The following is a 23,909-nucleotide window of genomic DNA, read 5'->3' on the forward strand; positions in this document are numbered from 1 at the left end:
GCACCGTTTTGGGCTCATCAACATTCATATGAAAGAAAGATAAGTCTGCAATACTTCGACAAGAAAATAAAAATATGGGTTCTTATCCTAAATAACAATTCAGGTGGACGCTCGTGCGTATACCATAAATATTTTGTACCTAAAACCGATGCCACAAAAATTCAATTCCCCCTGCATCGTGATGGTCATGATTGTTACCTTAGCGCTCGCTATTGACCATAAAATTGCGTTAATTTTGCCCTTCGTTTCGCTTCATTTCAACATGGCTAATATATTGTTTTATTAATTAAATATAATATTTATTGATGTGTTTTGGATTGAAAGGTAATATTTAATAAAGATAAACAGGGGGTGATCACCCGTTGATCTTCCTGGATCAGGATCGTCAGTTACAATCCTGTACATCAGCGGTTCAAGATTGCTTCAAAATTTGCCTATACATTAGCTTTTATATGAAAGTGTTAGTAGTAGAAGATAGTAAAGAAATTGCCAGCAGCATTCATGATTTTCTCTTCAGGGAAGGGTACATCTGTGAGCTGGCCTATAGTTTTGATGAAGCGCAGGAGAAGTTATTGCTGTATTCATATGACTGTGTATTGCTTGATATCATGTTGCCCGATGGGAACGGGCTGGAACTGTTGAAATTTATGAAGGAACAGGGCATCCAGAGCGGCGTGTTGATCATCTCCGCCAAAGATGCCATGGACGATAAGATCAGGGGCCTGGAGGGCGGGGGAGACGACTATATCACCAAACCCTTTCATCTGCCGGAATTGCATGCCCGCCTCAGAGCGATCTACCGGCGTAAAAAGCTGTCCGGCAGTAACATCATCACCTTTAACGAGATCACGCTCAATACCGATACGCTGGAAGCTTCTATCAATGGGCTATTGCTGGACATCACCCGCAAGGAGTTTGACCTGCTGCTGTACCTGGTGGTCAACAAAAACAGGGTGCTCTCCCGGCAGTCGATAGCTACCCACCTGTGGGGCGACTATACCGATAATTTAGCTAATTTTGATTTCGTATATCAGCATATCAAAAACCTTCGTAAGAAAATCAGCGCGGCAAACGGAGCGGATTACATAGATACGGTGTATGGACTGGGTTATAAATTTAATGCTTCCAAAGTATGAAACTGGTTGATAAATTTACATTGTGGTTTATTGGCGTGATTGTGGTCACCACACCCATCACTTCCTATATCTGTTTGAATAATATAGAAAGAAAGATAGATGATGTGGAGATTGCCCGCCTGAAAACGGTCAACATAAAGGCCGCCGCCCGTATGACCGATGGTTCGTCGGTCAACATACCACGGGACGCTTCCTTTACGACCTTCACTTCATTACCGGTCCTGCCGGCGGACAGCTTCCGTATCCGGAAAGACCCCGACCCCGACGGCAACCACAAAAGCCTGGAGAGCCGCCTCACCGTCAGTACCTTCATGACGATTAACGGTAAGGCCTATGAAGTAACTACTTCCAGCTACGTCCCGGCATCCCGGCAGATCCTCAACGCCATCCTCGATACCGTGGCCTGGAAACTGCTGCTCATCATTATCTGTGTGGCGGTGTCCGCGCGTTTCCTGTCGCAGCACATCCTGCATACACTGCGGCTCACCATGAAGAAAATCCACAACTTCGACCTGAAGAAAAAGATCACTTTCCCACAGACCAATACAACGGAATTCAAAGAACTGAATACCTTCCTGAAAAAAATGACTGACCAGGCAGTGGAAGAATACACGGCGGTAAAACAGTTCAGCGAAAATGCTTCCCATGAGCTGCAAACCCCGCTGGCAGTGATCCGCGGTAAACTGGAACTGCTCAGTGAAACCAATATTGATGAATGCCAGGCCACCTTGCTGGCTGATATGCATCACGCTATCGAAAAGCTGTCGAAGATCAACCGCTCACTTATCCTCCTCTCTAAAATGGAGAACAATGAATTTGCGGTGACGGAACACATCAAATTCTGCCGTGTAGCCAAAGACGTGCTGGCGGCATACGAAGACAGGCTGGAGATGAAAAATATTGAAGTCAAAAGAGAACTGGACAAAAATATCCAGCTCAGGATACATCCCGTACTGGCAGACATGTTGATGAACAACCTGCTGGGCAATGCTATCCGTCACAACGTACAGGACGGCATGATCCACATCATTCTGAAACAACAAAAGCTGGTGATCAAAAATACCGGTCTTCCACCGGAAACCCCGCCGGAAGAGCTGTTCGAACGTTTTCGCAAAAGTAACCAGTGCAGCGATAGCGTAGGTCTCGGGCTGGCTATCGTAAAACAGATCTGCGAAGTATGTGACTTTAAAGTGTCTTACCGGTACAAAGCCCCGCTGCATATTTTGCAGGTAGACTTTTGTCCGGAAAGTGTCATTAACGAGGCGGAACAGGATAAATTTGAAACAGCAGCGGTAGTGACCGCATAATAACAGTATCCCACGGATACGCTGAAACCTTTTAGGGGCAAGACTTCTCGTCTTGCCTTTTTTTATTTTCCCCGGCAGGAGAAAAAAATGACTACTTCAAAATTGCTTCAAAATGATGGCGTCTTTTTGTATCCGGATTAACAACTTTAGTTCATACCATGCTGCAAAATTCTCCCTACATGATTGGAAATAAATACTGGCTGATCCTTCTTTTTCTGATTGGTGTTCATTCAACTTCCGTGAAAGCCCAGCAGGTACTTACATTGAAAGATGCTATTCAAACAGCGATTAATAATTACGGTACCATCAAGGCGAAATCCAACTATGCTGCTGCTTCCAAAACGAGCATAGACCAGGCAAAGAGAGATTATCTGCCTAACCTTAACGTCTCCGCGCAACAGGACTACGGTACCATTAATGGTCAGAATGGTCCGATGTACGGCTTTGGCGGCCTTGCAGCCGCTTCCTCCGGCGCTCCGCTGCCGGAACAGAACTGGAACGCTGCTTTCGGTGGTCTGTACCTCACTAACATTAACTGGGACTTCTTTGCTTTTGGCCGCGCCAAAGAAAAAATAAAAACAGCACAAGCAGTTGCCGCCCGGGATAACAAAGACTGGCAACAAGAGATTTTTCAGCACGAAGTAAAGGTGGCAGCTGCTTATTTAAATCTCGTGGCCGCGCAGAAACTGACATTGTCCTATCAGAAGAATCTGAACAGGGCAGATACTTTCCGACAAGTGGTGGTGACCCGCGTTAAAAACGGCCTGAGCGCCGGTGTGGACTCTTCACAGGCCAACGCTGAAGTGTCCGGCGCCAGGATCGCCCTCACCAAGGCCATAGATTTTGAACAAACCCAGTCCAACCTGCTGGCCCAGCTGATGGGCGTACCTGCAGGCCACTTTGCACTGGATACTTTCCTCGTGTCCCGTGTGCCGGCAATGCTCAACGATACTGCCGCTGTTGAAAGCCACCCGCTGCTGCAGTGGTACAAGAGCCGTATCGCCCTGAGCGATGAGCAGTCCAGATACTACCGCACCCTGATGTACCCTGCCTTTTCACTGGTGGGCGTACTGCAGACCAGAGGTTCCGGTTTTGATGCCTCCTATGGCGCACAAAACCTTAACGCCTATACGCACGCATACTGGGATGGCGTAAAACCTACCCGTACCAACTACCTGATCGGTGTGGGCGTTACGTGGAACCTTACGCAGCCGCTGCGTATCTCCCGGCAGGTGAAAGCACAACAACAGATCAGTACAGGCTTACAGGCCGAATATGATCTGGCGGACCAACAGCTGCGTGCCCAGCTGCAACTGTCGGACACTAAAATCGCCAACGCGCTGGACAACTACCACGAGGTGCCGGCACAGGTGAAAGCCGCTTCTGACGCCTATCTTCAGAAGTCGGTCCTGTACCGCAACGGCCTCACCAACCTGGTGGACGTGACACAGGCGCTGTATGCGCTCATCAGGGCGGAGACAGACCGCGACATCGCCTACAGCAACGTATGGCAGGCGCTGTTGCTCAAAGCCTCCGCTTCCGGCGACTTTAACATGTTTGCAAAAGAACTCTAACGGATGGATATAGGTGGCCGGCCGGTAACGGCCAGCCACTCAGAACAATGACATTAAACAGATAGTATGAACCTGATTCGTTTCGCACTTCGTAAACCAATCACCATCATGGTGCTGGTTGCCGGCTTATTCTTCTTCGGTATCAAAGCGGTCACCACGATCAAAATTGATATCTTCCCGAAGCTGGACATGCCGGTGATCTATCTTTCACACCCATTTGGCGGATATACCTCCACCCAGATGGAATCCTTTTTCGGTAAACAATACATTAATATCCTCCTGTTCGTGAACGGGGTGAAAAGTGTGGAAACAAAGAACATTCAGGGGTTGACACTCATCAAGATCAACTTCTATCCCGGTACCAATATGGCGCAGGCAGCCGCAGAAGTGAGCGCCTTCTCCAACCGTATCCAGGCCATCTTTCCGCCCGGGTCCAACCCGCCTTTTATCATCCGTTTCGACGCCTCTACACTGCCGGTAGGACAGCTCGTCCTCAGCAGCGATAAACGCAGTAACAACCAACTGCTCGACCTGGCCAACGTATACGTGCGTTCTTCCTTTACTTCCATTCCAGGTCTTGTAGGCTCCACGCCGTTCGGCGGTAACATGCGTACCGTGGTGATCAAAGCGGACCCCGAACTGCTGCGCTCTCATAATATGACACCTGACCAGCTGGTGGAAGCCCTCCGGCTCAACAACCAGACGGCGCCCTCCGGTAACGTTCGTATCGGTGATAAAAACTATCTCACGCCTGCCAACACCACGATCAAGACCATCAGGGACTTTGAAGATATTCCGCTGTTCAAAAGCGGCGTGCAGAACCTCTACCTCCGCGATGTGGCCACCGTGGAAGACGGTGCGGACGTAAGCACCAGCTATGCGCTGATCAACGGCAAACGTTCCGTATACGTGAGTATCGCGAAAGCGGCCGACGCCTCTACCTGGGAAGTGGTGCAGAACCTGAAGAAAGCTTTGCCCAGGATTCAGGCCCAGCTGCCGGAAGACGTAAAACTGAGTTATGAATTTGACCAGTCCACCTATGTGATCAATTCCGTTAAAAGCCTGTTGTCTGAAGGAGCGATCGGCGCCATCCTTACCGGTCTGATGGTATTGCTGTTCCTCGGCGATGCCCGCGGGGCGCTGATCGTGATCCTCACCATTCCCACTTCCATTATCTCCGGCATCCTGTTTTTGAGCTTGTTCGGACAGACCATCAACATTATGACGCTGAGCGGTCTGGCGCTGGCCATCGGTATCCTCGTGGACGAAAGTACGGTGACGATTGAAAACATCCACCAGCACTTCGATCTGGGCAAGCCCAAATCGCTCGCCATCTGGGATGCCTGTAAGGAGATCGCTTTCCCGAAACTGCTCATCCTGTTTTGTATCCTCGCCGTGTTCGCCCCTGCCTTTACGATGGGCGGCATCCCCGGCTCCTTGTTCCTCCCGCTGGCCCTGGCCATCGGTTTCAGCATGATCGTGTCTTATTTCCTGGCACAAACATTCGTGCCGGTGATGGCCAACTGGATCATGAAATCCAAACACCACCATAAAAAAGACGGCAGCGTGATGACAGATGCCGAGGAGTTTGCCGCCGCCGGCCTCAACCCACATGGTGAAGGCAATACCTGGGAACAGAAAAAAGCACTTGTAGAAAGGGAAGACAGTAACCGTGACGGTAAAATCAGTCGTTTTGAAAAAATCCGCCAGCGTTATCTGCGCTTTATCGACCGCATGATGCCTTACCGTAAAGTGATTGTGACGGCTTATCTCGTTATCAGCGCGCTCATTGTGGCGCTCCAGATGAACATCATCGGCCGCGACGTACTGCCGAAGGTGAACAGCGGCCAGTTCCAGGTAAGGCTCCGCCAGCCGGACGGCACCCGTATCGAACAAACGGAAAAGAAAACCATCGCGGTGATCAACGCCGTCAATGATATCGTCGGTAAAGAAAACGTGTCTATCACGTCCGCTTTCGTGGGCACCCATCCGCAGCTGTTCTCCACCGCGCCTATCTTCCTCTGGATGGCCGGTCCGCAGGAATCTGTATTGCAGGTGGCGCTCAAGGAGGGCTACCATGTGAACCTCGATGAGCTGAAAGATAAAATCCGCGACCGTGTAAAACAGATCGATCCGGTGATGAAATTATCTTTCGAACCGATTGAACTGACCGATAAAATCCTCAGCCAGGGTTCCCCCACACCGATAGAGGTGCGTTTTTCCGGCAGAAATAAAAAACTGAACCTGGAATACGCGATGAAGATGATCGATAAACTCAAACAGGTCCCTTACCTGCGGGATGTGCAACTGGGCCAGTCGGTTAACTATCCGGCGCTGAACATCAATATCGACAGGGTGAGAGCAGCGCAACTGGGGGTAGACGTGGGAGACATCTCCCGGTCCCTGATCGCCAGTACCTCTTCTTCCCGTCTGACAGAAAAAAATATATGGGTGGATGAAAAAGCAGGCATCAGCTATAACGTACAGGTGCAGATACCAGAAAGCAAACTGGCTTCCCAGAATGACATTGGTGAAATACCTTTGCTGAAAAATTCGTCCAGGCCTATCCTTAGCGACGTGGCCACTATTACCCCCGAGAGCACCTACGGAGAGAACGACAACCTCGGGGCAATGCCCATGCTAACGGTTACGGCTAACCTGAACAACACTGACCTGGGCACTGCTTCCACGGAAGTGAAGAAAGCCATTAGCTCCCTCGGAGAGCTGCCGCGCGGGCTGAACGTAGACCTGATTGGTCTCAGCAGCACCCTCATTGATACGCTGGGTAGTTTGCAAAACGGTCTGCTGGTAGCTGTAGTGGTGATCTTCCTGATGCTGGCGGCCAACTTCCAGTCTTTCAAAGTGTCTGCTATCGTATTGGCCACGGTGCCCGCCGTACTGCTCGGATCACTGTCTTTGCTGATGATGACCGGCTCCACGCTGAACCTGCAGTCCTACATGGGAATGATCATGTCAGTGGGCGTGTCTATCTCTAACGCGGTGTTGCTGATCACCAATGCAGAGCAGATCAGGAAGACCAACGGCAACGCGCTGGTATCCGCCAAAGAAGCCGCCGCGCTGCGTATGCGTCCTATCGCTATGACCGCCCTCGCGATGGTGGTGGGTATGATCCCGATGGCCAGCGGGCTGGGAGAAGCCGGCGACCAGTCATCACCGCTGGGTCGCGCCGTTATCGGCGGACTGGTAGCTTCCACTTTCGCCGCCCTGTTCATCTTACCGCTGGTATTTGCATGGGGACAAGGAAAAGCAACTACACAAAGTGTTTCGCTCGATCCGGAAGATGAAGAAAGTACACATTACATTCCCATGAAAGGATAAACCGGAAAAAGCAGTCAGCATAAATAATACCATGAGAATTACAGGAAATAAATATCATTTTATGAAACCAGCATCAAAATTTGCCCTCATATTTTTATCCGTTGGTGTGTCTGCCCTGGCGATGCAGAGCTGTAGCTCCACAGAAGCGAAGGATGACAAGGAGCACAAGGACAGTGCGGCGGCCGCACCAGCTTTGGAAGCGTTTACATTGCAACAGGGACAGCTGTCTACTTCCATAAAAATTCCCGGTGAATTGGTGGCTTTTCAACGGGTAGATCTGTATGCGAAGGTGAGCAGCTTTGTAAAAAAGCTGTACGTGGACGTGGGTAGCGAAGTGAAAGCCGGCCAGCTGCTGGTGACCATGGAAGCGCCTGAACTGAATTCCCAGTTGTCCGGCGCAGAGTCACGCCTCAAGTCACAGGAAGCGATCTATCTTTCCAGCAAAGCCACCTACGACCGCCTGCTGGAAACCAGCAAAACGCCCGGTACCGTTTCCCAGAACGACCTGGACATCGCTTACGCCAAGCAGAAGTCAGACCTGGCACAGCTGGACGCCGCCAAAGCTTCTTACCGCGAAGTGGGAGATACCCGTAACTACCTGGAGATACGGGCGCCTTTCAGCGGTGTTATCAGTCGCAGGAACGTGAGCGCCGGCGCTTATGTAGGTCCGGCCGGTAAAGGCTCCGATCTGCCTATTTTTACCCTGCAGGAACAAAAGAAACTGCGTCTGGTGGTAAGTATCCCGGAAGCGTATAACAGCTACCTGAATAATAACAGCGAAGTGAAATTCACCACCAAGTCTATGCTCAACCAAACGTTTACCGCCAAAGTAAGCAGGTTGTCCGGCGCGCTCGACGAAAGACTGCGTTCCCAGAGCATCGAAATGGACGTGATCAATGAGGACAAACAACTGTTGCCCGGCATGGTGGCCGAAGTGGCCATTCCGCTCACAGGAAACCATACCAGCGCTTTTGTGGTGCCGTCCAAAGCGGTGCTTAATTCCACCCAGGGCGTGTATGTCATTAAGGTGGTCAACGGCATGGCTGTTTGGGTGCCCGTAAAGACCGGCCGCAAAACAGATGAGCAGACAGAAATATTCGGCGATATCGCGCTGAACGATACCCTTATCAAAGTAGCCAGTGAGGAAATAAGAGACAGCTCGGCGATCAAACACGTAAACGTGACAGGCGCTAAGTAACAGCATGGCATTTCACTGGAACATTGTAGCCCTCATGCGATGCATGGGGGCTTTTTTATGAGTGGGTGGGAGGGAGGTGGTAGCGGCGGAGAACGAGGTCTCTAAAGAGCATTCTCCGAAGTTCCTCCTGAGTATACGGTATCAGCAGTAATTCGTCGAAAGCAAATTCATGAAGCCGGTAACGTTGGGGAAACTGAGACCATGTGACTGCAGAGCAGGTGATATATATAATGCATCGGGGGTGCATCCTGCGTATTGTGTGTGTTGCTGTTATCACAATATCACTGTCACCATTCCGGTTGTGGCAATGTAACAGTACAAAGTCCGGAAACTCCTGCAAGAATCGGCTTTCAAAGTCCATTGACACTTCCGTGAGCTTTATATGAATACCGATTTCTGAAAGGGACTGCTTAATCAGTTCTCCTGCAAGGTAGTCGACTGCTACCATCCCCTTGATGGAGTTTAGTTTTTTTAGTTGTCCGACCACTTTTTTACGCGTTAGCTGTTGTAGCCAGCGGAGAAACAGTTTCTCAACCAGTGCAGGAAATGCACCTGGTTCAAGGGTGTTGCCAAATGAAACATTGCCGGATAAGGGCATTATCGCAGCAAGTAGTTTCGAAATCGGCTCGGGCGAGCATCGGTATAGGAGCACGAAGCAAGTGGGTGAGGACTTCCGAAGCAGAAGGGAAATACGCCTCGTTTTTACCGTCTGCAGCCATGAGCGGCTGTTCCATGGCAGCAAGGCGATTTCATATTGACCGGTTAAAATCGTCCGCTTTAGTTGCTGGTGATTATGTACCACGACCGTTGTAAACGGGTAACTCCTGAGGCTCTCAACATAGTGGCTATAAGGTATGGATGTCTCGTCCGGATGAAAGCAAAGTACACGCATATCAGGAATGGGCTTGTTGAAGGTTTTGCTGCATCCGTGAAACCGTTCGGTGTATACCTTGGGTAAGATGCTCCTGGTCAGATGAAATAAGGTTGATCGCTTCCAGCAGATCTTCCGGGTTGTAGGGTTGTAATGATTCCAGTTTCAGAATAACGTTAAGTAGTCCATGTTTAACAATATGGGCGTGACCACCGTAGGGAGTACTGTCAAACAGGGTGCGGTAGTCCGCATAGTGGTCCAGCAACTTTTCGCGCAGCTGGTGAAGTGCCGCAAGCTGTTTACTTCTGCTCATATTGTGGGAGGTGTAGATGTGTACTCGTAGCTGGTCTTTGGTACGCTGTACAATCGTGATATATTTTCGCAGAATATCTTCAAGTTGGGTAATGTTGGCGGTATGCGCATTGAAGATAAAATCACTGACCTGTAGTTGTTGTTTACTTTTAATCCTGCGTATGAAGGACCTGCGCTTGTTGATCGCTTTGTATACGGTCCTGAAAACGGAGGCGACGCTTTCAATGGCAGCTGTGCAGATTTTGATGAATTCCATAGTATAACAGTTTAGCGACAGCGCTGCGGATGACTAAAGTAAATACGCATACGGTCTATTTCTGCGTAAACAAGGGGCAGATGTGCCAATATTTCCAGTTGTATGCGATGAAAGGAAGCTATAATATCGTTAGCCTCAGCGGAAAAGGAAATTTCGTCATCCGGTAGCGAAAGGAAGATTGCCTTGTTAATACGTTGCCCTATTTTGTGTAGTTCTTCTGAAAGGTGTGTTCTGCGGACTATTAGTATGGCGGACTTTAATCTGTGTATATCCATTGCGGCATTTCTCCAGTCAGACACTTCCATGGAATTCCGGATAGCGTTTATGCACAGAGGTACGCTATCGCAATAGGTTTCAAATACAATCAGTATTTCATCAATGCTGCTATACAGATTTCGCAGGTATTCCCCATCAAAATGCTCACTAAACTCGAATACAGGATCATGACTCATTTAATATCAAATTGACACCAGCAATATCCTTTTTAGCGGGCATTTTTCTGTTTAACAGATCCAAAAAGAGGAAGATTAACAAAACAGATTTAATATTTATATAATGTGATGATCGTTTCCCGAAAAACCTTATCTTAGGATTCCGAAGCAGTACCTGTTTTTGTTAAACCATTTCTCTATGACAAAATATTTGCCTTAACCCTGCAGATTGTTTGTTGACAGCTGGCACACGAATAAGCTGCTTTGTATCATATCACCTTATAAAAACCGCGGCACATGTCTTTATATACCCGAACCACTTTCACCATTGGCGACAGTCGCTTCTCTTCTTTTCATTCCCTGAAGCTGTCCCAGACCATCGACGGTCACCATACTTTTGAAATACAGATCAGCTACGACTGGCTGTCACAGCTGGGCAAAGGCCTCTTTACGGCCGGCAGGGAGTTCCTGGGAAAAGAGATCAGTATCACCGTCACCGGCGTAGAGGCGGCAGCGGCCCAGAAACCATTGCAGTTCAACGGCGTAGTCACCGGTATCAACGCCGGCAAAGAGAGCGACGGTACCCACGGCTTCTGCGTGATAAAAGGTTTCAGCCCTACCATCCTGCTGGAAGACGACCCTCACATCGCCACCTTTGAAATGCAGTCCCTCCGGGAAATCGTAACGCTGGCTATGAAAGGCGTAAGCCCCTATGGCAGCGCACCAGCCGTACAACCAGCCAATACCGACCCGCTCAAATACATCGTGCAGTACAAGGAAAGTACCCATCACTTTGTCAGCCGCCTCGCGGCCCGCTACGGAGAATGGTACTTCTACGATGGCCAGAAGATCGTCTTCGGCAACTACTCACCCAAAGAAATATCCCTGACGCACCAGGTAGACCTGATCGACTTCGACCTCGGCTTCCAGGTGCATCCCAATAATACCCGTTTTACGGGATATGAATATCGCCGTAACCAGGTAGTGGAGAACGAAACTTCCGCGCAGGCAGCGGGACAGATGAACAATTACACTGCCCACATGCAGGATGTCAGCGATAAACTGTACCGCAAGCCTTCCCTGCATAAACTCAACCACGGCTTTAGCAGCGCGGCCAAAGAAACGGTGGACGACTTCACCCTGCTGCAGAAAAAAGGCCGGCAGGCACAGATGGTGGTCCTCAAAGGCACCAGTCAGCACACGGCCCTGCGCATCGGAGATATCATCTCCATCAATGAAAGCGTCTTCGGACAGGCCAACCACGGCCGGTTTGTGGTCACCCATCTCGACCACCTCTGCACAGAAAACGGACGCTATAAAAACACTTTCGAAGCTATACCCGCTGATACCGCCATGCCCCGCGTGGATTTTCGGCCGCAGACCGGCTGCGAGCCGCAAAGCGCTGTCGTCACGGACAATAACGACCCGAAGGGACTGGGCCGCGTACGCGCCCGGTTCCGCTGGCAGCAACAGGGATCTACTCCCTGGATACGCATGATAGCCCCCCACGGTGGCAGCGGCAAAGGGTTTTATTTCGTGCCCGAACTGGGAGAAGAGGTATGGATAGGCTTCGAAAATGGCAACCCGGAAGCGCCCTACGTGATGGGAACGGCCTATAACGGCGACGCCAAAACGGACTACGGCGATCCGCAGAACAACATCAAAGCCATCCGCACCCGCAGCGGCCATACCATCCGCCTCGATGACACGGAAGGCGCCGAAAGCATCACCATCACGGATAAAAGCGGCAACACCATCCAGCTGGATACGGCCGGCAAAAATATCCATATCACGGCTATGGAAACCATCGACCTCACCGCGAAGAATATCAACCTGAAAGCTTCTGAAAGCATTACCGTAGACGCGGGAGAGAACGTGGAAACCACCGCAGGCTCAGATGTCAGGGTCAAAGCCGGCGACGCCTATACATGTCAGGCGATCAACATCACGGAAGAAGCATCGGAAGATATCGTTCAGACAGCCCAGGACGCCATGAAACTGCGCTCCGGCACCATGAGCCTTTATACCACGCTCGGGGATATCAAAATTATCGGCAGCGGCACCACCGTATTACAAGGCAATAAAATGGTGAAGATCTCCAAAGGTTAACACATTCCTCTTTCATACAAATGCCCGGCCACCATTGTCGTGACCGGGCATCGTCTTTTTCATAGCTTACGATCGGGACTATTGGTCTGACTGCTCCAACAAGCTGATTTTTACCCGTTTGTACATACTTTTTTCATCCAGCGATTTTTCCAGTTCTCCGAGTACGGTCAACAGGCTGGCGCTGGCCTGTTCCAGCCATTTCCGGTTCTCCTCCCGGATGACTTCCAGTATGGGACTGATCTTGCGGTGCATCTGTTTGCCGGCGGCCGACAGGGATATCAGCCGGCGACGTTTATCCCGGCTGTCGGGCGTTGTTTTAATCAATCCCTGCGCCAGCAGCTGGTCGGTAAACTGCACTACGGCAGGGTGGGTTAGCTGCAACGATTCGGATATTTCGGTAACGCTCAACTGCTTTTGCCGCACCAGCAGCTCCAGTATCAGGAACCACCGCGCTTCAAACTCCAGCCCGGATTCCTTATATATCTTGCTTATGTCCTGAGACAGGCGCTCACTGAGCCTTTTGAGCCGTGTAGCCAGCGCCAGTTCTTCCAGTTCGTTCACCAGGTTCATGCAGCCAATTTACCAAAAATTATCCGGCCCGGCGCTTTTCTTCTTCAGCCCCGCCAGCTTTTCTGTTACCGCCGCCGGAAGTACTGCCGCCGAATTTGTAATTGAAGGTAAGCGTCAGCACCCGGCTGTCCCTGCGCTGGAAAAAGGTCTCGCCATAGCCGGTCAGCCGTGTGATAGCGTTGGTATAGTTGGTAAAAAATACATCGGAGAGGTTGAGCCTCAGGGAAGCTTTCTTTTTCCATAACTGCCGCTGTGCGCCTATACCCATAAACCATACGCCTTTTACATCCAGGAAGCCATAATAGGTACGACTGTTGTAGGTGGCCGTTACTTCCATGGAAGTGTTGGGATCGATGGTGATGCTGTTGATACTGTTAAGGTTAAATGAAACCCTGCTGGCATTCAGATGGGTGTTGGCCAGATCGCCTTTGTATTCGCCATAATAGGCCAGTGCTTCGTTGCTGCTGTTCAGCCATTTTCCTACGGAGAAGGGTACACTGAAACTAAGGTTGTAATAGTTATACCGTGCCAGGTTATGCCCTGTCTGAATAACGCTGTTAGGCTCCTTGTCCGGCGACAACACCGTCAGGATATTATCGGTGGTAGTGCTGAAGCCGATCTTGGTGATGTACTTCTCCTTATAGGTATGCGTCAGCTCAAAAGCGTTGGTGATCTCCGGTTTCAGATAGGGGTTACCGGTAGAATAGGTCAGCGGATCGAGGAATACTTTGAATGGGTTCAGCTCGCGATAGGAGGGCCGGTTGATACGACGGCTCACCGACACGCCCAGGTCGTGGGTTTTGTTGAACATATAACCCACGTACCCGCTGGGGAAGAACTGTGTGTAGTTGCGATCGAAATTTTCCTTATTGGTGACCTGTAATCCTTTGGCTATGGTGTTTTCCACCCGCAGCCCCAGCTGTACGCTCAGGTGCGTCCATTTTTTCGACGCGTTGAGATAGGCGGCGTTGATGTTTTCATCGTATTTAAAACGATTGCTTTTGCCGGTATCGGGAATGTCTGTTCCGCTGCTCCGGTCATAGAACTGCACATCGTTATCAGCTTTCACCCAACTGCTTTTGATGCCGGCTTCCAGTTGAGCGCCGATACCCTTCAGCGGCTGGGAGTAGTCAGCCTTTAAGGACTTGATGCTCAGGTCGCCCGACAGGTTGCCAAACAGCCGGTAGTCCGGTTTGGCGGGCGTCTGCTGCAGATCGAAATAGGAAGTGTGGTAGTTTTGCAATTCATCATTGCTGAAGCGGGCATAGTCCAGGTCTACCGACAGTTCTTTCCCGCTGGTGTCCAGTTTGTGTTTATAATTCAGGTTGATGCTGCCGTTGTTGCGTTGCGGATGGTTATCGCCTTTGGTGACAAAAGAACTGGTGGGCTGCTGCTGTACGTCGAAAGACTCCGCCAGGCTGCTGGAGCGGATATCGCCCTTGTTAAAGATACCATTGGCCACTATGCCGATAGTAATATCCGGGGAGACGTTATAGTCAGCGCCAAGCCGGGCGTTGTGGTTATTAAAACCAAGCTTGAAAAAATTATCATAGTTGATGCCTCCGGAATACTGGTCCGCGGCATTGTAAAACTGTCGTTCAATATCGAGGTCATTCATCAATTCCCGGTAGTTATAGCTGTAGGAACCGAATATGTTCAGTTGTTTGCTTTTGCTGTTGAAGTTGAGGGAGGGCGTAATTTTAGGATAGATCCCCTGGCCGTAGCTGAGCGACATATTACCACTGGTGCCGCTTTGATGGCTTTTGCGGAGCCGTATGTCGATAATGCCGGCATTGCCGGCAGCGTCGTACCGGGCGGATGGATTGGTGATCAGGTCGATCTTTTCAATCTGGTTGGCCGACAGGTTGCGCAACAAATTGGCGAGCTCCTGTCCGGACATGGGCACCAGTTTCCCGTCCATCATCACTTGTACGCCTTGTCTGCCGCGCATAGCGATGTTATCGTTCTGGTCGATGGTGATGCCCGGCGCTTTTTCGAGTACTTCCAGTGCGGTACTGCCCGCGGCAGATATAGACCCCGCCACGTTGAGCGTGGTTTTATCATACTGTTGCTGAATGAATGGCTTGCTGGCGGTGACGGTGGCTTCCTTAAGGGTGGTAGTAGCGGGCTGCAACCGGAGGATGCCCAGCTGCAGGTGTTTGTTGAGCGTGACGGCAGCCGACAGCCACGGTGCATATGCCATGCTCTGTGTCGCCAGCAGGTATTGCCCTGCGGGCAGATGGTCGAAGGAGAAGTTCCCCTGTGCGTCGGTGTATTCCAGTTTGACCAGTTTCTTGTCCGTTGCCTGTAATAGTTGTACCACTACGTCCCTGGCCGGGGTATTATCTGCCGTAGCGAATGTTCCTTTGATGCTGTAAAACGTGTTGCCCGTCTGGCTAACTGCCTTATTTATGTAAGTAGTAACGCAAATCAACAGGGCAAAGGTAAACATGTATGACCTTTTCATTTGGGGGTTTTTAAAGCAAAAATAGAACTATTGTTCCCCTCTGTCTACAGGTAATGGTAAGTACTTACATAAATTTTTATTGCCGGCTACCGGCCTTGATGAGTGGAAGCGGGGGGCGGTTTCAGGAGGTTTAAAAGGGGATTCTGCAGAAGCATGGTCTGCTATTGAGCAGCAGCACCGTCCTCCTCGCATTTGTCCTTGCGGCGGGTATCAATGATGTATTGTATTTTCCATTCTTTTCCCAGCTTCACCAGTTGAAAGGAGTTGACGCCGCAATGGTGGAACTTTCCCTGATGATAAAAGCGGTAGGGCGTCCATACGGAGGCGAGGCGGTCGTCTATCTGTACAGGGCCATAGGTAATACGTTCCTCCAGGTCTCCTTTGGGCGTACCGGCGATCACGGAGGAGAAACGCTCAACGGAAACATTTTTGACAGTGGTGTTGCCTTTATGTTCATCGATGGTATGGAAGACAGCATTGGAAGAAAAACACTCCCGGAGCGCAACGCTATCGCTGTTATGCATAGCGGTAAACATCTTATCTATCGTCTGTTTTACGCCGGCAGTGTCGGACTGGGCTTGCAGGGTATTAGCGGCAAAGAGGCCCGGCAGGATAAAATACAGATAGCGCATCTTTTTAAACCTAAAATATTAAATCTAAAATATTAAATCTAAAATACATTATTTGGTCTGTTTCTGATGCGCGGCTTTGAAATGATGCCGGATATGCTCCACGAAATGCTGTATCAGCGAATTTTCCGGTCCAGGCATGCTGCTTTCCAGGTCCGCTTCCGCAGCGGCGTTTGCAGTGGCAGGGTAACGAGGTCCCTGTTTTTAAGGTACGGCGCAATAGCCCAGGTAGCAAATTTCTTTTATTACGTACTGGTTTTTAAATAAGATTGCAGAAAATCTTTATACTGCTGCGCTTCATTTTCAAAAAGTTTTTCTCCTCCCAGCGTATGTGCGCGCAAGAGGTATTCCCGGGCGTCTGCATGTTCTTCCAGTTCCAGCAATACTTCCCCGAGGCGCAGCAATACGAATGCGTTGACCTGCCCGTTTTCCGCTATGTTGGCTTTGGCGGCTTCGAGGTAGGGCAAGGCTTGTTGATAATCCCGCAGGAGAAAAAAGGCGTCGCCGATAGCGGCGTTCAGTGTGAGGCTTTGGCCGAATTCGGATTGCGGTTCGGGTATTTGTTTCAGCGCCCGTATCCAGGCGCGGGCGGCCTTTTCATAGTTGCCTGCTGCAAAGGCGCTGTGGCCCTGCTGTACCATGGGCGCCATATAGTCGATGAGAAACGGGTGTAGTTCTACCGCTTCGATCTCCGGCAGTTGACGCTGCGGTTGCAGCACCTCCTGCTGAAAACGTTCCATCACCACGGTATCCTCCATTTGTGTATTGATAAACAGGTCCCAGTAAAGCGCCGGCAGTCCTTTGAAATCCGGTTTGCGGGCGCCGTAGCTGCGGGTCATGCGGATAATGGTTTTGGCAGCTGTGGGTTTGTTGAGATAGAGGAGGGAAGCCGCGAAGAGCACATATGGCCGTAGTTCGCCTACCGGTTCCTGGCTGGATTCTATGTCTGCCACCCAGCGTCCTGCGATGTTGCTGGCTTCCTGTATGCGGCCGGCATCCAGCAAACGCAGCAGATGGTCATTGAGCACCATCAGCGTGCAGTTCGTGTTGAACTTCGGCTCCGGCACCAGGGCCCAGGCGGCCGCGGTTTTATCGGCCGACAGTTGTATGTCTGTCTCCTTTAATGAGGCGGCTTCCTGCAATATTTCATCCAGCAGGCGTTCGAGCGCAGTAGGTACCGGTACTGTCTTTCTGGTTTTTCTGTTTACCATAGATGATGTGTAGGTGTAAAACAATAACTGAAGTTAACACATTAGAGATGTGCTGGTTGTCAATTACGATCAGCGGTAAATCAGCATAACATGCGCTTAACAGGGCTTACTCGTAAAAGTGATGTGATTAACGCTCGGTTAACACTGCGACTATTATGCGTTATATAGCAATACAATCCGTATTTTGTTTATTGTAACGATATACTGTTTATCACCGTTTTTTTTGTTTTATCACCGTTATTTATGTACCAGCGGTCACTGCATGTGATGGCCGCACAAACGATTGTCACTTATGATTTCTCCTAATTCAATTCCCTGGTTTGCAAAAATGAGAGCTGAAAACCCGGTGGTGTATGATCCGGAATTTGTTTTTTATTACGGCGTGAAAGGAGCATGGCAGATTTTTTCGCACAAGGAGGCCAAGCAGGTCCTGGGCGATTACAATTCCTTCTCCAATCTTTTTATCCCTAACCTGGGGCAGAATATTATGGGCAGAAACCTGAACCAGAGCGATCCGCCAGACCATAAGAAACTACGCTCGCTGGTGGCGAAGGTATTTGTGCCGTCAGTGATTTCCAGGCATGCGGACTGGATCAGGCAGCAGTGTGAAGAGATTATTGAGCCGTTGCTGGAAAAGGGAGAGATGGACTTTATCCATGATTTTGCCATTGCATTGCCTAACCGTGTCATTGCGCAGCTACTGGGTATTCCGGCGGAAGACCATGCACAGGTGCACAGCTGGGTGACCACCATTGTTACGAATGTAAAGACGATGGAAGAGATGCAGGCTTCTTTTGCAGCGCAACAGCAAATTGCGAACTACCTCGACAAAATGATAGAGATGCGCAGGATAGAACCCAAAGACGACCTGATTTCGCATCTGCTGGCGTCGGAGGTAAATGGCGAAAGGCTGAACAACGAAGATCTTCTGGGTACAGTGGTAGGTATGTTCCTCGCCGGTTTTGAAACAACATCTTCGCTTTTGGGGAATATCGCCTATACTTTCTGTCATCATCCGGAGGTGCTGGACCACTACCTGGAGCATCCGGAAGATTTTGATAATATCATCAATGAGGTACTGCGGGTATTGCCTTCTGCCAAGTCCATGACGCGGGTGGCCAAACATGACCTGGAGCTGCGGGGCCAGCAGATTAAGAAAGGAGATTACCTGAATATCTGGCTGATATCGGCCAATCATGACCCGGAGGTGTTTCCGGAGCCGGATAAATTCGATTTCCGCCGTCCGAACCATTCAGACAGCCTGAGCTTCGGGCATGGCATACATTATTGTTTCGGAGTGCCGCTGGCGAAGATGGAGACAGAGATAGCGTTAAAGGTGGTGTTTTCCCGTATCAGGAAGCTCCGGATCAAAGAGGGGGCCCGGATTGAGATGACGCCGAGTACAATTATTACAGGCTTTACGAGGTTACCGGTCACGTTTTCAGCCGTGGGCGTATATCAGTAAGGGTTATAGCGGGGAGTATCGGTAATGCTCCAGTAGAAGAAGCCGGCAACCATTGTTTCCAGTCCATCCAGATAGACCTGTATCCTTTTATTCAGTTCTTCCCCGAAGTCAGGAAATGCCGCCCTGCAGGATACAAATTCTCCGATTTCATTATCATGAATAGATGCCGCCATCAACACTGCCTCTTCAAGGGTAGTGTTGTGGTGGTATTTGAGCATCATCACCAGATTGTGCTCGTCGCCATGTTCGAGCTCCTTGCGGAGAGAGAACAGGTCGTTGGCCCAGCATACCACTCTTCTGGCCAATGCGGTCAGATGTACCATGTCCGGATGTTGTAATACATACATAGGTAGCCATACGCCGGTGGCCAGCTCGTTGATGTCGGTGCCGATATTGGCGGCGGAGAAGAACAGCCGCATATGCATGTACTGCGCCACCGTCGGATGTTTTTCCCTGTTTTTGTTGTTTTTCGCCTCCCATATCGCGGCTTCGAAAGTCGCCTGCACGCTGATGAGGAATTGCGACTGCCAGCTGGGCCTGCTCAGCGCGTCAAGGCGTACGCAAATGTCGGCCAGCGCATGGAAGAATTTGTTGTCGATCGGCGACACCTTGTGTTTGAGCACATAGGAAAAACCATCTATCAGCTGCTGCAGGTAATTCTCTTCGCGGATGTAGGCGGTAGACGGCTTTACGTGGTCCAGCTGTTCGTCCAGTACAAAGAGCCAGCTGTAAAGGTTGTCGATGCAGCACAGCAGCTCAAAGTTTGCCTTAGGCATCGTCCGGCAGGTCATCCAGGCCATTTTGTAGCGGGCGAAATAACGTTCTTCTTCCGGACTGTCCAGCAGCTGGTATTTGTGCAGGAAATCGAAGGTGTTGGTCGCTACCAGTTCCACAAACGGACTGACACTGGTAGGGAACGGGCAATGCAGCCTGGGAATGACAATCTTCGCAGTAGTTTCAGTTTGGTTCATAAACATTGTGACAATCGGTGATAAACAAAAGGTACCTTTCGCGCCGGTAGAGCGCGATAAAAAAGAAATGAAAAACGGTTGATATCTGCTAAATACTAATTTTTAACGATTGCTCCTGTGAGTAGATTTTTGACCAGTACATCGATCAGGATATGGAAATCGATTGGCTTGATCATATAGGCGCTGGCCCCCTCCAGCATTATTTCATCAATATTGGTTTCATCGGTATCGGCAGATGCGGCGATCACCGGGATGTGTCTTAAAGCAGGATTGGCTTTTAGTTCTTTCAGTACATCTTTGCCTGATTTGCCCGGCAGGCTCATGTCCAGAATGATGGCATCCGGATGATTATGTGCTTTGAGCAGCGCTTCCTGGCCATTGTCGGCATGCATAATGGAGAAGCCACGTTTGCTCAGCAGCAGCGACAGATAACGCTGGGTCATGATGTCGTCTTCTACCACGAGTATTTTTTTACCTTCAAAAGAGATCAGGTTGTTTTCTTTGATGTCGATGGTGGCGGATTTTATTTCGCCGGCAAAGGGTACTAACGGCAGCGATACTACGAATTCTGTACCCTCGTCTATTTCACTGTGCACTTTGATGGTACCACCCAGAATACGAACGAGGTGATGGGTGATGTTGAGGCCCAACCCGCTGCCTTCCGCAAAGTTGATGGTGGTACGGGTAAATTCTTTAAACAACGTGGCCATCCTGTCCGGTGAAATACCGGCCCCCTGGTCTTTTACCGCTATGTACCAGTGGGTGTCGTCCCGATAAATACGCAGGAGAATGGCAGTATTGCTACGGGTGAATTTGATGGCATTAACGAGGATATTGTTAACGATCTTGGTCAGTTTGATACTGTCTTCCACAATGGCGTCCGGGAAAGACTCCTGCACTTCCAGTTCTATTTTTACCCGTTTTTCATTGGCGAAATACTGGTAAATGTTGACGATGTTGGTGATCCAGCTGTAGAGGAGAACATGTTCTTTCTTGATTTCATCAAAGTTGCCGGCGTCCAGCTTGCATTTGTCCTGCGTATTGTTGATCAGCGTCTGCAGGTTGCGGCAGGCGATGAACAGGTCCTCGTCCACTTTTTTCTCGCTTCTGCTTTTTTCCTTGCCGGACAGCAGTTTCAGCTGCGCAATGCTGTAGATCGCATTCAGCGGGGTCCTTAGTTCGTGGGTCAGCTCGCGGACATAAATATTTTTGGCAGTAACCGCTTTTTCCAGATTGGCCGTCCGGTCTTTTACCTGTTGCTCCAGTCTTGTGTTACTGGCGTGTAATTCCTGGTTCAGGTCCGTCAGTTGCTGATTGCGCACCGTAATGGTATGAAACAGTTTGGCGTTGTAATGTACCAAAGTCACCAATGAAATAGAAGTCAGCGTCATTACTGTAAAAGCCGTACAATAATAGATGAGGCTCAGCATCTCCGGGCTGAAGTCCATCGGCGGCAGGATATGGATAGCGCGGTTCACTTCCAGGAACAAAAGGGTAGCTGCCGAAAACATCAGGCAGTAGGTCTGCGCCCTGCCCACTTTAATAAAGGAAAGACAGGAGATCAGCAGGAAAAGCGTCAGCCAGATAGGGTCTACCGCTACAGAAAGAATGCTGCCGAAATAAAGCGTCGATAAATTGATCGTTACCTGGAGCGCCACACCGGCCGCCACATGTTTCTTCTTTTTATTACCATATAGTACAAGCGCGAACAGGACATTGCCCAACATTGTCGCAATCAGGATACTCAGATAGCCCGAGGTGAGCCAATATGTCAAACCGAAGATCGAGCCTAGTACGATCAGCAAAAGCGCGACAATATTGATCTTGGTGATCCGGTAATTCAGCTCTTTTTCGTAGAAGTTACTCCTGCCTAAATGAGTGAGCGATCGGATAAAGACATTGAATGCTTTCATCTGGATTGTAAATTTTTCATGTGAGGTTACGCTCGAGAAACGTCTTTTAGTAATGGTTACTCTGGGTGGCTTTGGACTGGAACCGATGATTAACTTCCATCCCGCATTTAGCTAAATTTAACAAAAACCTGTTAAATAAATGATAAATATTTCCACATATTTAAAGATTAACAAATAGCTTTTGTAAACATAACATCCCAACCTGAATAATCTGATGTAAAAATACAATATGTTATTGTAATAAACTGAAAACCAAAATTTTATTTTTATGTCGGGAGATAAAAAGAGCCGCCTCGGGAGCAGCAACTTGCTCCGGAGGGGAAAATTTACGCCCTGTTAAGGGAGAATTGCGACGAAATCAGGTATCCGGACCAGCCGATATCGGCCGGCACAGCTGTCGTTTATTTTTTTAGCGGACCACCGGGTTTGCTGAAAGACCTCGTCAAACTTTTCTACTACCAGCACCAGCCGGCGTTAGAGGAACGCCCGCAGCGTGCCAGGCAGGGGGGACTTATTGCCTACTGATTGCCCGGCACCTCGCAGGTGCCGGTGAAATAAGTGCGGGCGTAACCCGCCATCTTCACAGTAGCGCCTTCATCGGTACAGTACAGCGTACCACCGCGGTCCGACAGCTGCCGGGCCAGCAGCTCGGTTTTATGAAGACGTTCCCGCCAGTAGGGAATGAGCGAGCAATGGGCCGAGCCGGTAACCGGATCTTCGAATATGGAAGCCTGCGGTGTAAAATAACGGGATACAAAGTCACAGTCTTCCCCCGGAGCGGTCACCACTACGCCACCGGGATCAAGGTTAATGCGGTCCAGCAACTGACGGTTGATCTGTATCTGCCGTATATCCGTTTCCGTGTTATACACCAGTACGTAGTCCCGCGCCTTTAAGACCGCCACAGGCATACGGTCCAGCGACTCCGCAATCTCCACGGGCAATGTTGCGGGTGCCGGTTTGCGCGAGGGAAAGGAGAGGGCGTAGCGTTCTCCTTCAAACGTCACCTTCAGCAGGCCGCTGCGGGAATGGAAATGCAGCGTGTCACCGTTATACGCATGGATGGTGCGGATGGCGTGGGCGGCCGCCAGCGTGGCGTGGCCACAGAGGTCCATCTCAATTTCAGGGGTAAACCACCGTAAGGCAAACCCATCTCCCTGTGGAATAAAAAAGGCAGTTTCAGCCACGGCATTTTCCCGGGCTATCTCTAACAGCAGCCCGTCTGGCAGCCACTCCTGTAAGGGCATCACGCAGGCGGGGTTTCCGCCAAAAAGACGGTCGGTAAAGGCATCTATCTGGTAAAGCGGCAATTGCATAGTTTCTTTTTTGTTAAATGATGACGGGCTATTTTGTTTTTGTTCCTTTATTCATCAGCCAGACCAGCCCGCCAACGGCCAGCAACAAAAGTGGTGTGATGATGAGCAGCGCCATCAACGCTTTCAGCCAAACAGGCCGGAAGTAGCCGAGGCTGTAGGTACCGGCCGCCAACAACGCCAGACTGAAAACCACCCAGCAACCGATCAGTATCCTGTAGCCGGTGGACAGTGGTTTGGCGGGCAGGCTTCGCTGCTGGTAGTCCACGATCTCAGGTGTATTCCGGTAGTGCCCGGAGTAAGTATAGAACTGCTTCCTGCCGATGGCTTCCCAGCCGGTGGTGTCAGAGATCGCCGGCTTAAAATAGGCTTTGTTGGCAGATACATGCTGGTAAAAATCCAGCAGCTCCTCCAGGAAATGATTTACATTGGCATAGAAGCCACTGAATTCCTCCAGGTCGATGTACAACAACTGGTCGTGGGAAGGGACGGAGGCGAGATACGTCCGCCAGTCATCATAAAGCGGCAGTAGCGATGGATACACCTTTTCTATATAGGGCCGGTGCGCTGCGGCGTTGCTGAGCGCTTCTGCCAGCGGTATCCGGATGTCAGTATCGACATAGGTGTCTTCCTGCTCCTCCGCTGTTTCTGCGGTGTCCCCGGCAGCATACAGGGTAAGAAAAGCAGGCCTTACCTGTTCTACATCTTTCTTTTTCAGTAACAGTAACCAGAAGTAAGCGAGGCTGTTGTTGCCTTCAAACAATACCTCCTGTTGCTCAGGAGCGGTCCTGATGGTTAAATAGGTCCTGTTGCCCATGTGTGTACATTTGTCTTGGG

At 50.1% G+C, this 23,909-nt stretch carries 16 protein-coding genes; 7 read left to right on the forward strand and 9 right to left on the reverse strand.

Annotation, left to right across the window (positions count from 1 at the left end):
• The first annotated feature begins 452 nt into the window (after nt 1-452).
• From B5D63_RS25945 to B5D63_RS25965, 5 genes are all read left to right on the forward strand, one after another.
• Nucleotides 453-1,136 (forward strand): response regulator transcription factor, encoded by a 684-nt coding sequence (locus B5D63_RS25945; RefSeq protein ID WP_078671769.1) that lies wholly within the window; start codon nt 453-455, stop codon nt 1,134-1,136.
• Nucleotides 1,133-2,443 carry a sensor histidine kinase gene (locus B5D63_RS25950; RefSeq protein WP_078671770.1) on the forward strand — a complete coding sequence of 437 codons (1,311 nt, stop codon included), beginning with the start codon at nt 1,133-1,135 and terminating at the stop codon, nt 2,441-2,443. Before B5D63_RS25945 ends, B5D63_RS25950 begins: the two co-directional genes overlap by 4 nt.
• Nucleotides 2,444-2,622: 179 nt before the next feature.
• Nucleotides 2,623-4,017 (forward strand): TolC family protein, encoded by a 1,395-nt coding sequence (locus B5D63_RS25955; protein WP_078671771.1) that lies wholly within the window; start codon nt 2,623-2,625, stop codon nt 4,015-4,017.
• A gap of 66 nt (nt 4,018-4,083) precedes the next feature.
• On the forward strand, nt 4,084-7,356 hold the full coding sequence (locus B5D63_RS25960; RefSeq protein ID WP_078671772.1) for an efflux RND transporter permease subunit: 3,273 nt from the start codon (nt 4,084-4,086) through the stop codon (nt 7,354-7,356).
• A 61-nt stretch (nt 7,357-7,417) separates the two neighbouring features.
• Complete coding sequence (locus tag B5D63_RS25965; RefSeq protein WP_078671823.1) at nt 7,418-8,554, forward strand: efflux RND transporter periplasmic adaptor subunit; 1,137 nt, start codon at nt 7,418-7,420, stop codon at nt 8,552-8,554.
• Between the two features lie 893 nt (nt 8,555-9,447).
• On the opposite strand, the gene B5D63_RS25975 is transcribed toward B5D63_RS25965, so the two are convergent.
• On the reverse strand, nt 9,448-9,993 hold the full coding sequence (locus tag B5D63_RS25975) for a glycosyltransferase family protein (RefSeq protein ID WP_078671774.1): 546 nt from the start codon (nt 9,991-9,993) through the stop codon (nt 9,448-9,450).
• Nucleotides 9,994-10,721: 728 nt separating this feature from the next.
• Here B5D63_RS25975 and B5D63_RS25985 point away from each other — a divergent pair.
• A complete protein-coding gene (locus B5D63_RS25985; RefSeq protein ID WP_078671776.1) occupies nt 10,722-12,533 on the forward strand; it encodes a type VI secretion system Vgr family protein in 1,812 nt (603 codons plus the stop codon).
• A 78-nt stretch (nt 12,534-12,611) separates the two neighbouring features.
• Here B5D63_RS25985 and B5D63_RS25990 read toward each other — a convergent pair whose 3' ends face one another.
• The 4 genes from B5D63_RS25990 to B5D63_RS26005 all read right to left on the reverse strand — a co-directional run bounded on the left by B5D63_RS25990 (nt 12,612) and on the right by B5D63_RS26005 (nt 17,410).
• Nucleotides 12,612-13,103, reverse strand: coding sequence for a MarR family winged helix-turn-helix transcriptional regulator (locus tag B5D63_RS25990; RefSeq protein WP_078671777.1), 492 nt, complete (start codon nt 13,101-13,103; stop codon nt 12,612-12,614).
• A gap of 19 nt (nt 13,104-13,122) precedes the next feature.
• Entirely contained in the window at nt 13,123-15,570 is a 2,448-nt protein-coding gene (locus tag B5D63_RS25995) for a TonB-dependent receptor domain-containing protein (protein ID WP_078671778.1), read from the reverse strand.
• 161 nt (nt 15,571-15,731) lie between these two features.
• Nucleotides 15,732-16,202, reverse strand: coding sequence for a hypothetical protein (locus B5D63_RS26000; RefSeq protein ID WP_078671779.1), 471 nt, complete (start codon nt 16,200-16,202; stop codon nt 15,732-15,734).
• A gap of 242 nt (nt 16,203-16,444) precedes the next feature.
• On the reverse strand, nt 16,445-17,410 hold the full coding sequence (locus tag B5D63_RS26005; protein ID WP_078671780.1) for a tetratricopeptide repeat protein: 966 nt from the start codon (nt 17,408-17,410) through the stop codon (nt 16,445-16,447).
• A 328-nt stretch (nt 17,411-17,738) separates the two neighbouring features.
• Between B5D63_RS26005 and B5D63_RS26010 the strand changes: the two genes are divergently transcribed.
• Nucleotides 17,739-18,875: a cytochrome P450 gene (locus B5D63_RS26010; RefSeq protein WP_159456170.1), complete on the forward strand. Its 1,137-nt coding sequence runs from the start codon at nt 17,739-17,741 to the stop codon at nt 18,873-18,875.
• On the opposite strand, the gene B5D63_RS26015 is transcribed toward B5D63_RS26010, so the two are convergent.
• From B5D63_RS26015 to B5D63_RS26030, 4 genes are all read right to left on the reverse strand, one after another.
• The gene (locus B5D63_RS26015) at nt 18,869-19,846 is read right to left on the reverse strand and encodes a terpene synthase family protein (RefSeq protein ID WP_143313099.1); all 978 of its coding nucleotides are present in this window, start codon (nt 19,844-19,846) and stop codon (nt 18,869-18,871) included. The two genes, B5D63_RS26010 and B5D63_RS26015, sit on opposite strands and share 7 nt — an antisense overlap.
• Nucleotides 19,847-19,941: 95 nt before the next feature.
• Complete coding sequence (locus B5D63_RS26020) at nt 19,942-21,759, reverse strand: hybrid sensor histidine kinase/response regulator (protein ID WP_078671783.1); 1,818 nt, start codon at nt 21,757-21,759, stop codon at nt 19,942-19,944.
• A 518-nt stretch (nt 21,760-22,277) separates the two neighbouring features.
• A complete protein-coding gene (locus B5D63_RS26025) occupies nt 22,278-23,075 on the reverse strand; it encodes a PhzF family phenazine biosynthesis protein (RefSeq protein WP_078671784.1) in 798 nt (265 codons plus the stop codon).
• A 28-nt stretch (nt 23,076-23,103) separates the two neighbouring features.
• Entirely contained in the window at nt 23,104-23,889 is a 786-nt protein-coding gene (locus B5D63_RS26030) for a hypothetical protein (RefSeq protein WP_078671785.1), read from the reverse strand.
• Between the last annotated feature and the right edge of the window lie 20 nt (nt 23,890-23,909).

It is taken from the genome of Chitinophaga eiseniae, from assembly GCF_900167135.1.
In the GTDB taxonomy this organism is placed as follows: domain Bacteria; phylum Bacteroidota; class Bacteroidia; order Chitinophagales; family Chitinophagaceae; genus Chitinophaga; species Chitinophaga eiseniae.

Bases quoted from the DNA above. Each gene is read 5' to 3' on its own strand.
- B5D63_RS25945 (WP_078671769.1), top strand. From the start codon at position 453: ATGAAAGTGTTAGTAGTAGAAGATAGTAAAGAAATTGCCAGCAGCATT.
- B5D63_RS25950 (WP_078671770.1), top strand. From the start codon at position 1,133: ATGAAACTGGTTGATAAATTTACATTGTGGTTTATTGGCGTGATTGTG.
- B5D63_RS25955 (WP_078671771.1), top strand. From the start codon at position 2,623: ATGATTGGAAATAAATACTGGCTGATCCTTCTTTTTCTGATTGGTGTT.
- B5D63_RS25960 (WP_078671772.1), top strand. From the start codon at position 4,084: ATGAACCTGATTCGTTTCGCACTTCGTAAACCAATCACCATCATGGTG.
- B5D63_RS25965 (WP_078671823.1), top strand. From the start codon at position 7,418: ATGAAACCAGCATCAAAATTTGCCCTCATATTTTTATCCGTTGGTGTG.
- B5D63_RS25975 (WP_078671774.1), bottom strand. From the start codon at position 9,993: ATGGAATTCATCAAAATCTGCACAGCTGCCATTGAAAGCGTCGCCTCC.
- B5D63_RS25985 (WP_078671776.1), top strand. From the start codon at position 10,722: ATGTCTTTATATACCCGAACCACTTTCACCATTGGCGACAGTCGCTTC.
- B5D63_RS25990 (WP_078671777.1), bottom strand. From the start codon at position 13,103: ATGAACCTGGTGAACGAACTGGAAGAACTGGCGCTGGCTACACGGCTC.
- B5D63_RS25995 (WP_078671778.1), bottom strand. From the start codon at position 15,570: ATGAAAAGGTCATACATGTTTACCTTTGCCCTGTTGATTTGCGTTACT.
- B5D63_RS26000 (WP_078671779.1), bottom strand. From the start codon at position 16,202: ATGCGCTATCTGTATTTTATCCTGCCGGGCCTCTTTGCCGCTAATACC.
- B5D63_RS26005 (WP_078671780.1), bottom strand. From the start codon at position 17,410: ATGGTAAACAGAAAAACCAGAAAGACAGTACCGGTACCTACTGCGCTC.
- B5D63_RS26010 (WP_159456170.1), top strand. From the start codon at position 17,739: ATGAGAGCTGAAAACCCGGTGGTGTATGATCCGGAATTTGTTTTTTAT.
- B5D63_RS26015 (WP_143313099.1), bottom strand. From the start codon at position 19,846: ATGAACCAAACTGAAACTACTGCGAAGATTGTCATTCCCAGGCTGCAT.
- B5D63_RS26020 (WP_078671783.1), bottom strand. From the start codon at position 21,759: ATGAAAGCATTCAATGTCTTTATCCGATCGCTCACTCATTTAGGCAGG.
- B5D63_RS26025 (WP_078671784.1), bottom strand. From the start codon at position 23,075: ATGCAATTGCCGCTTTACCAGATAGATGCCTTTACCGACCGTCTTTTT.
- B5D63_RS26030 (WP_078671785.1), bottom strand. From the start codon at position 23,889: ATGGGCAACAGGACCTATTTAACCATCAGGACCGCTCCTGAGCAACAG.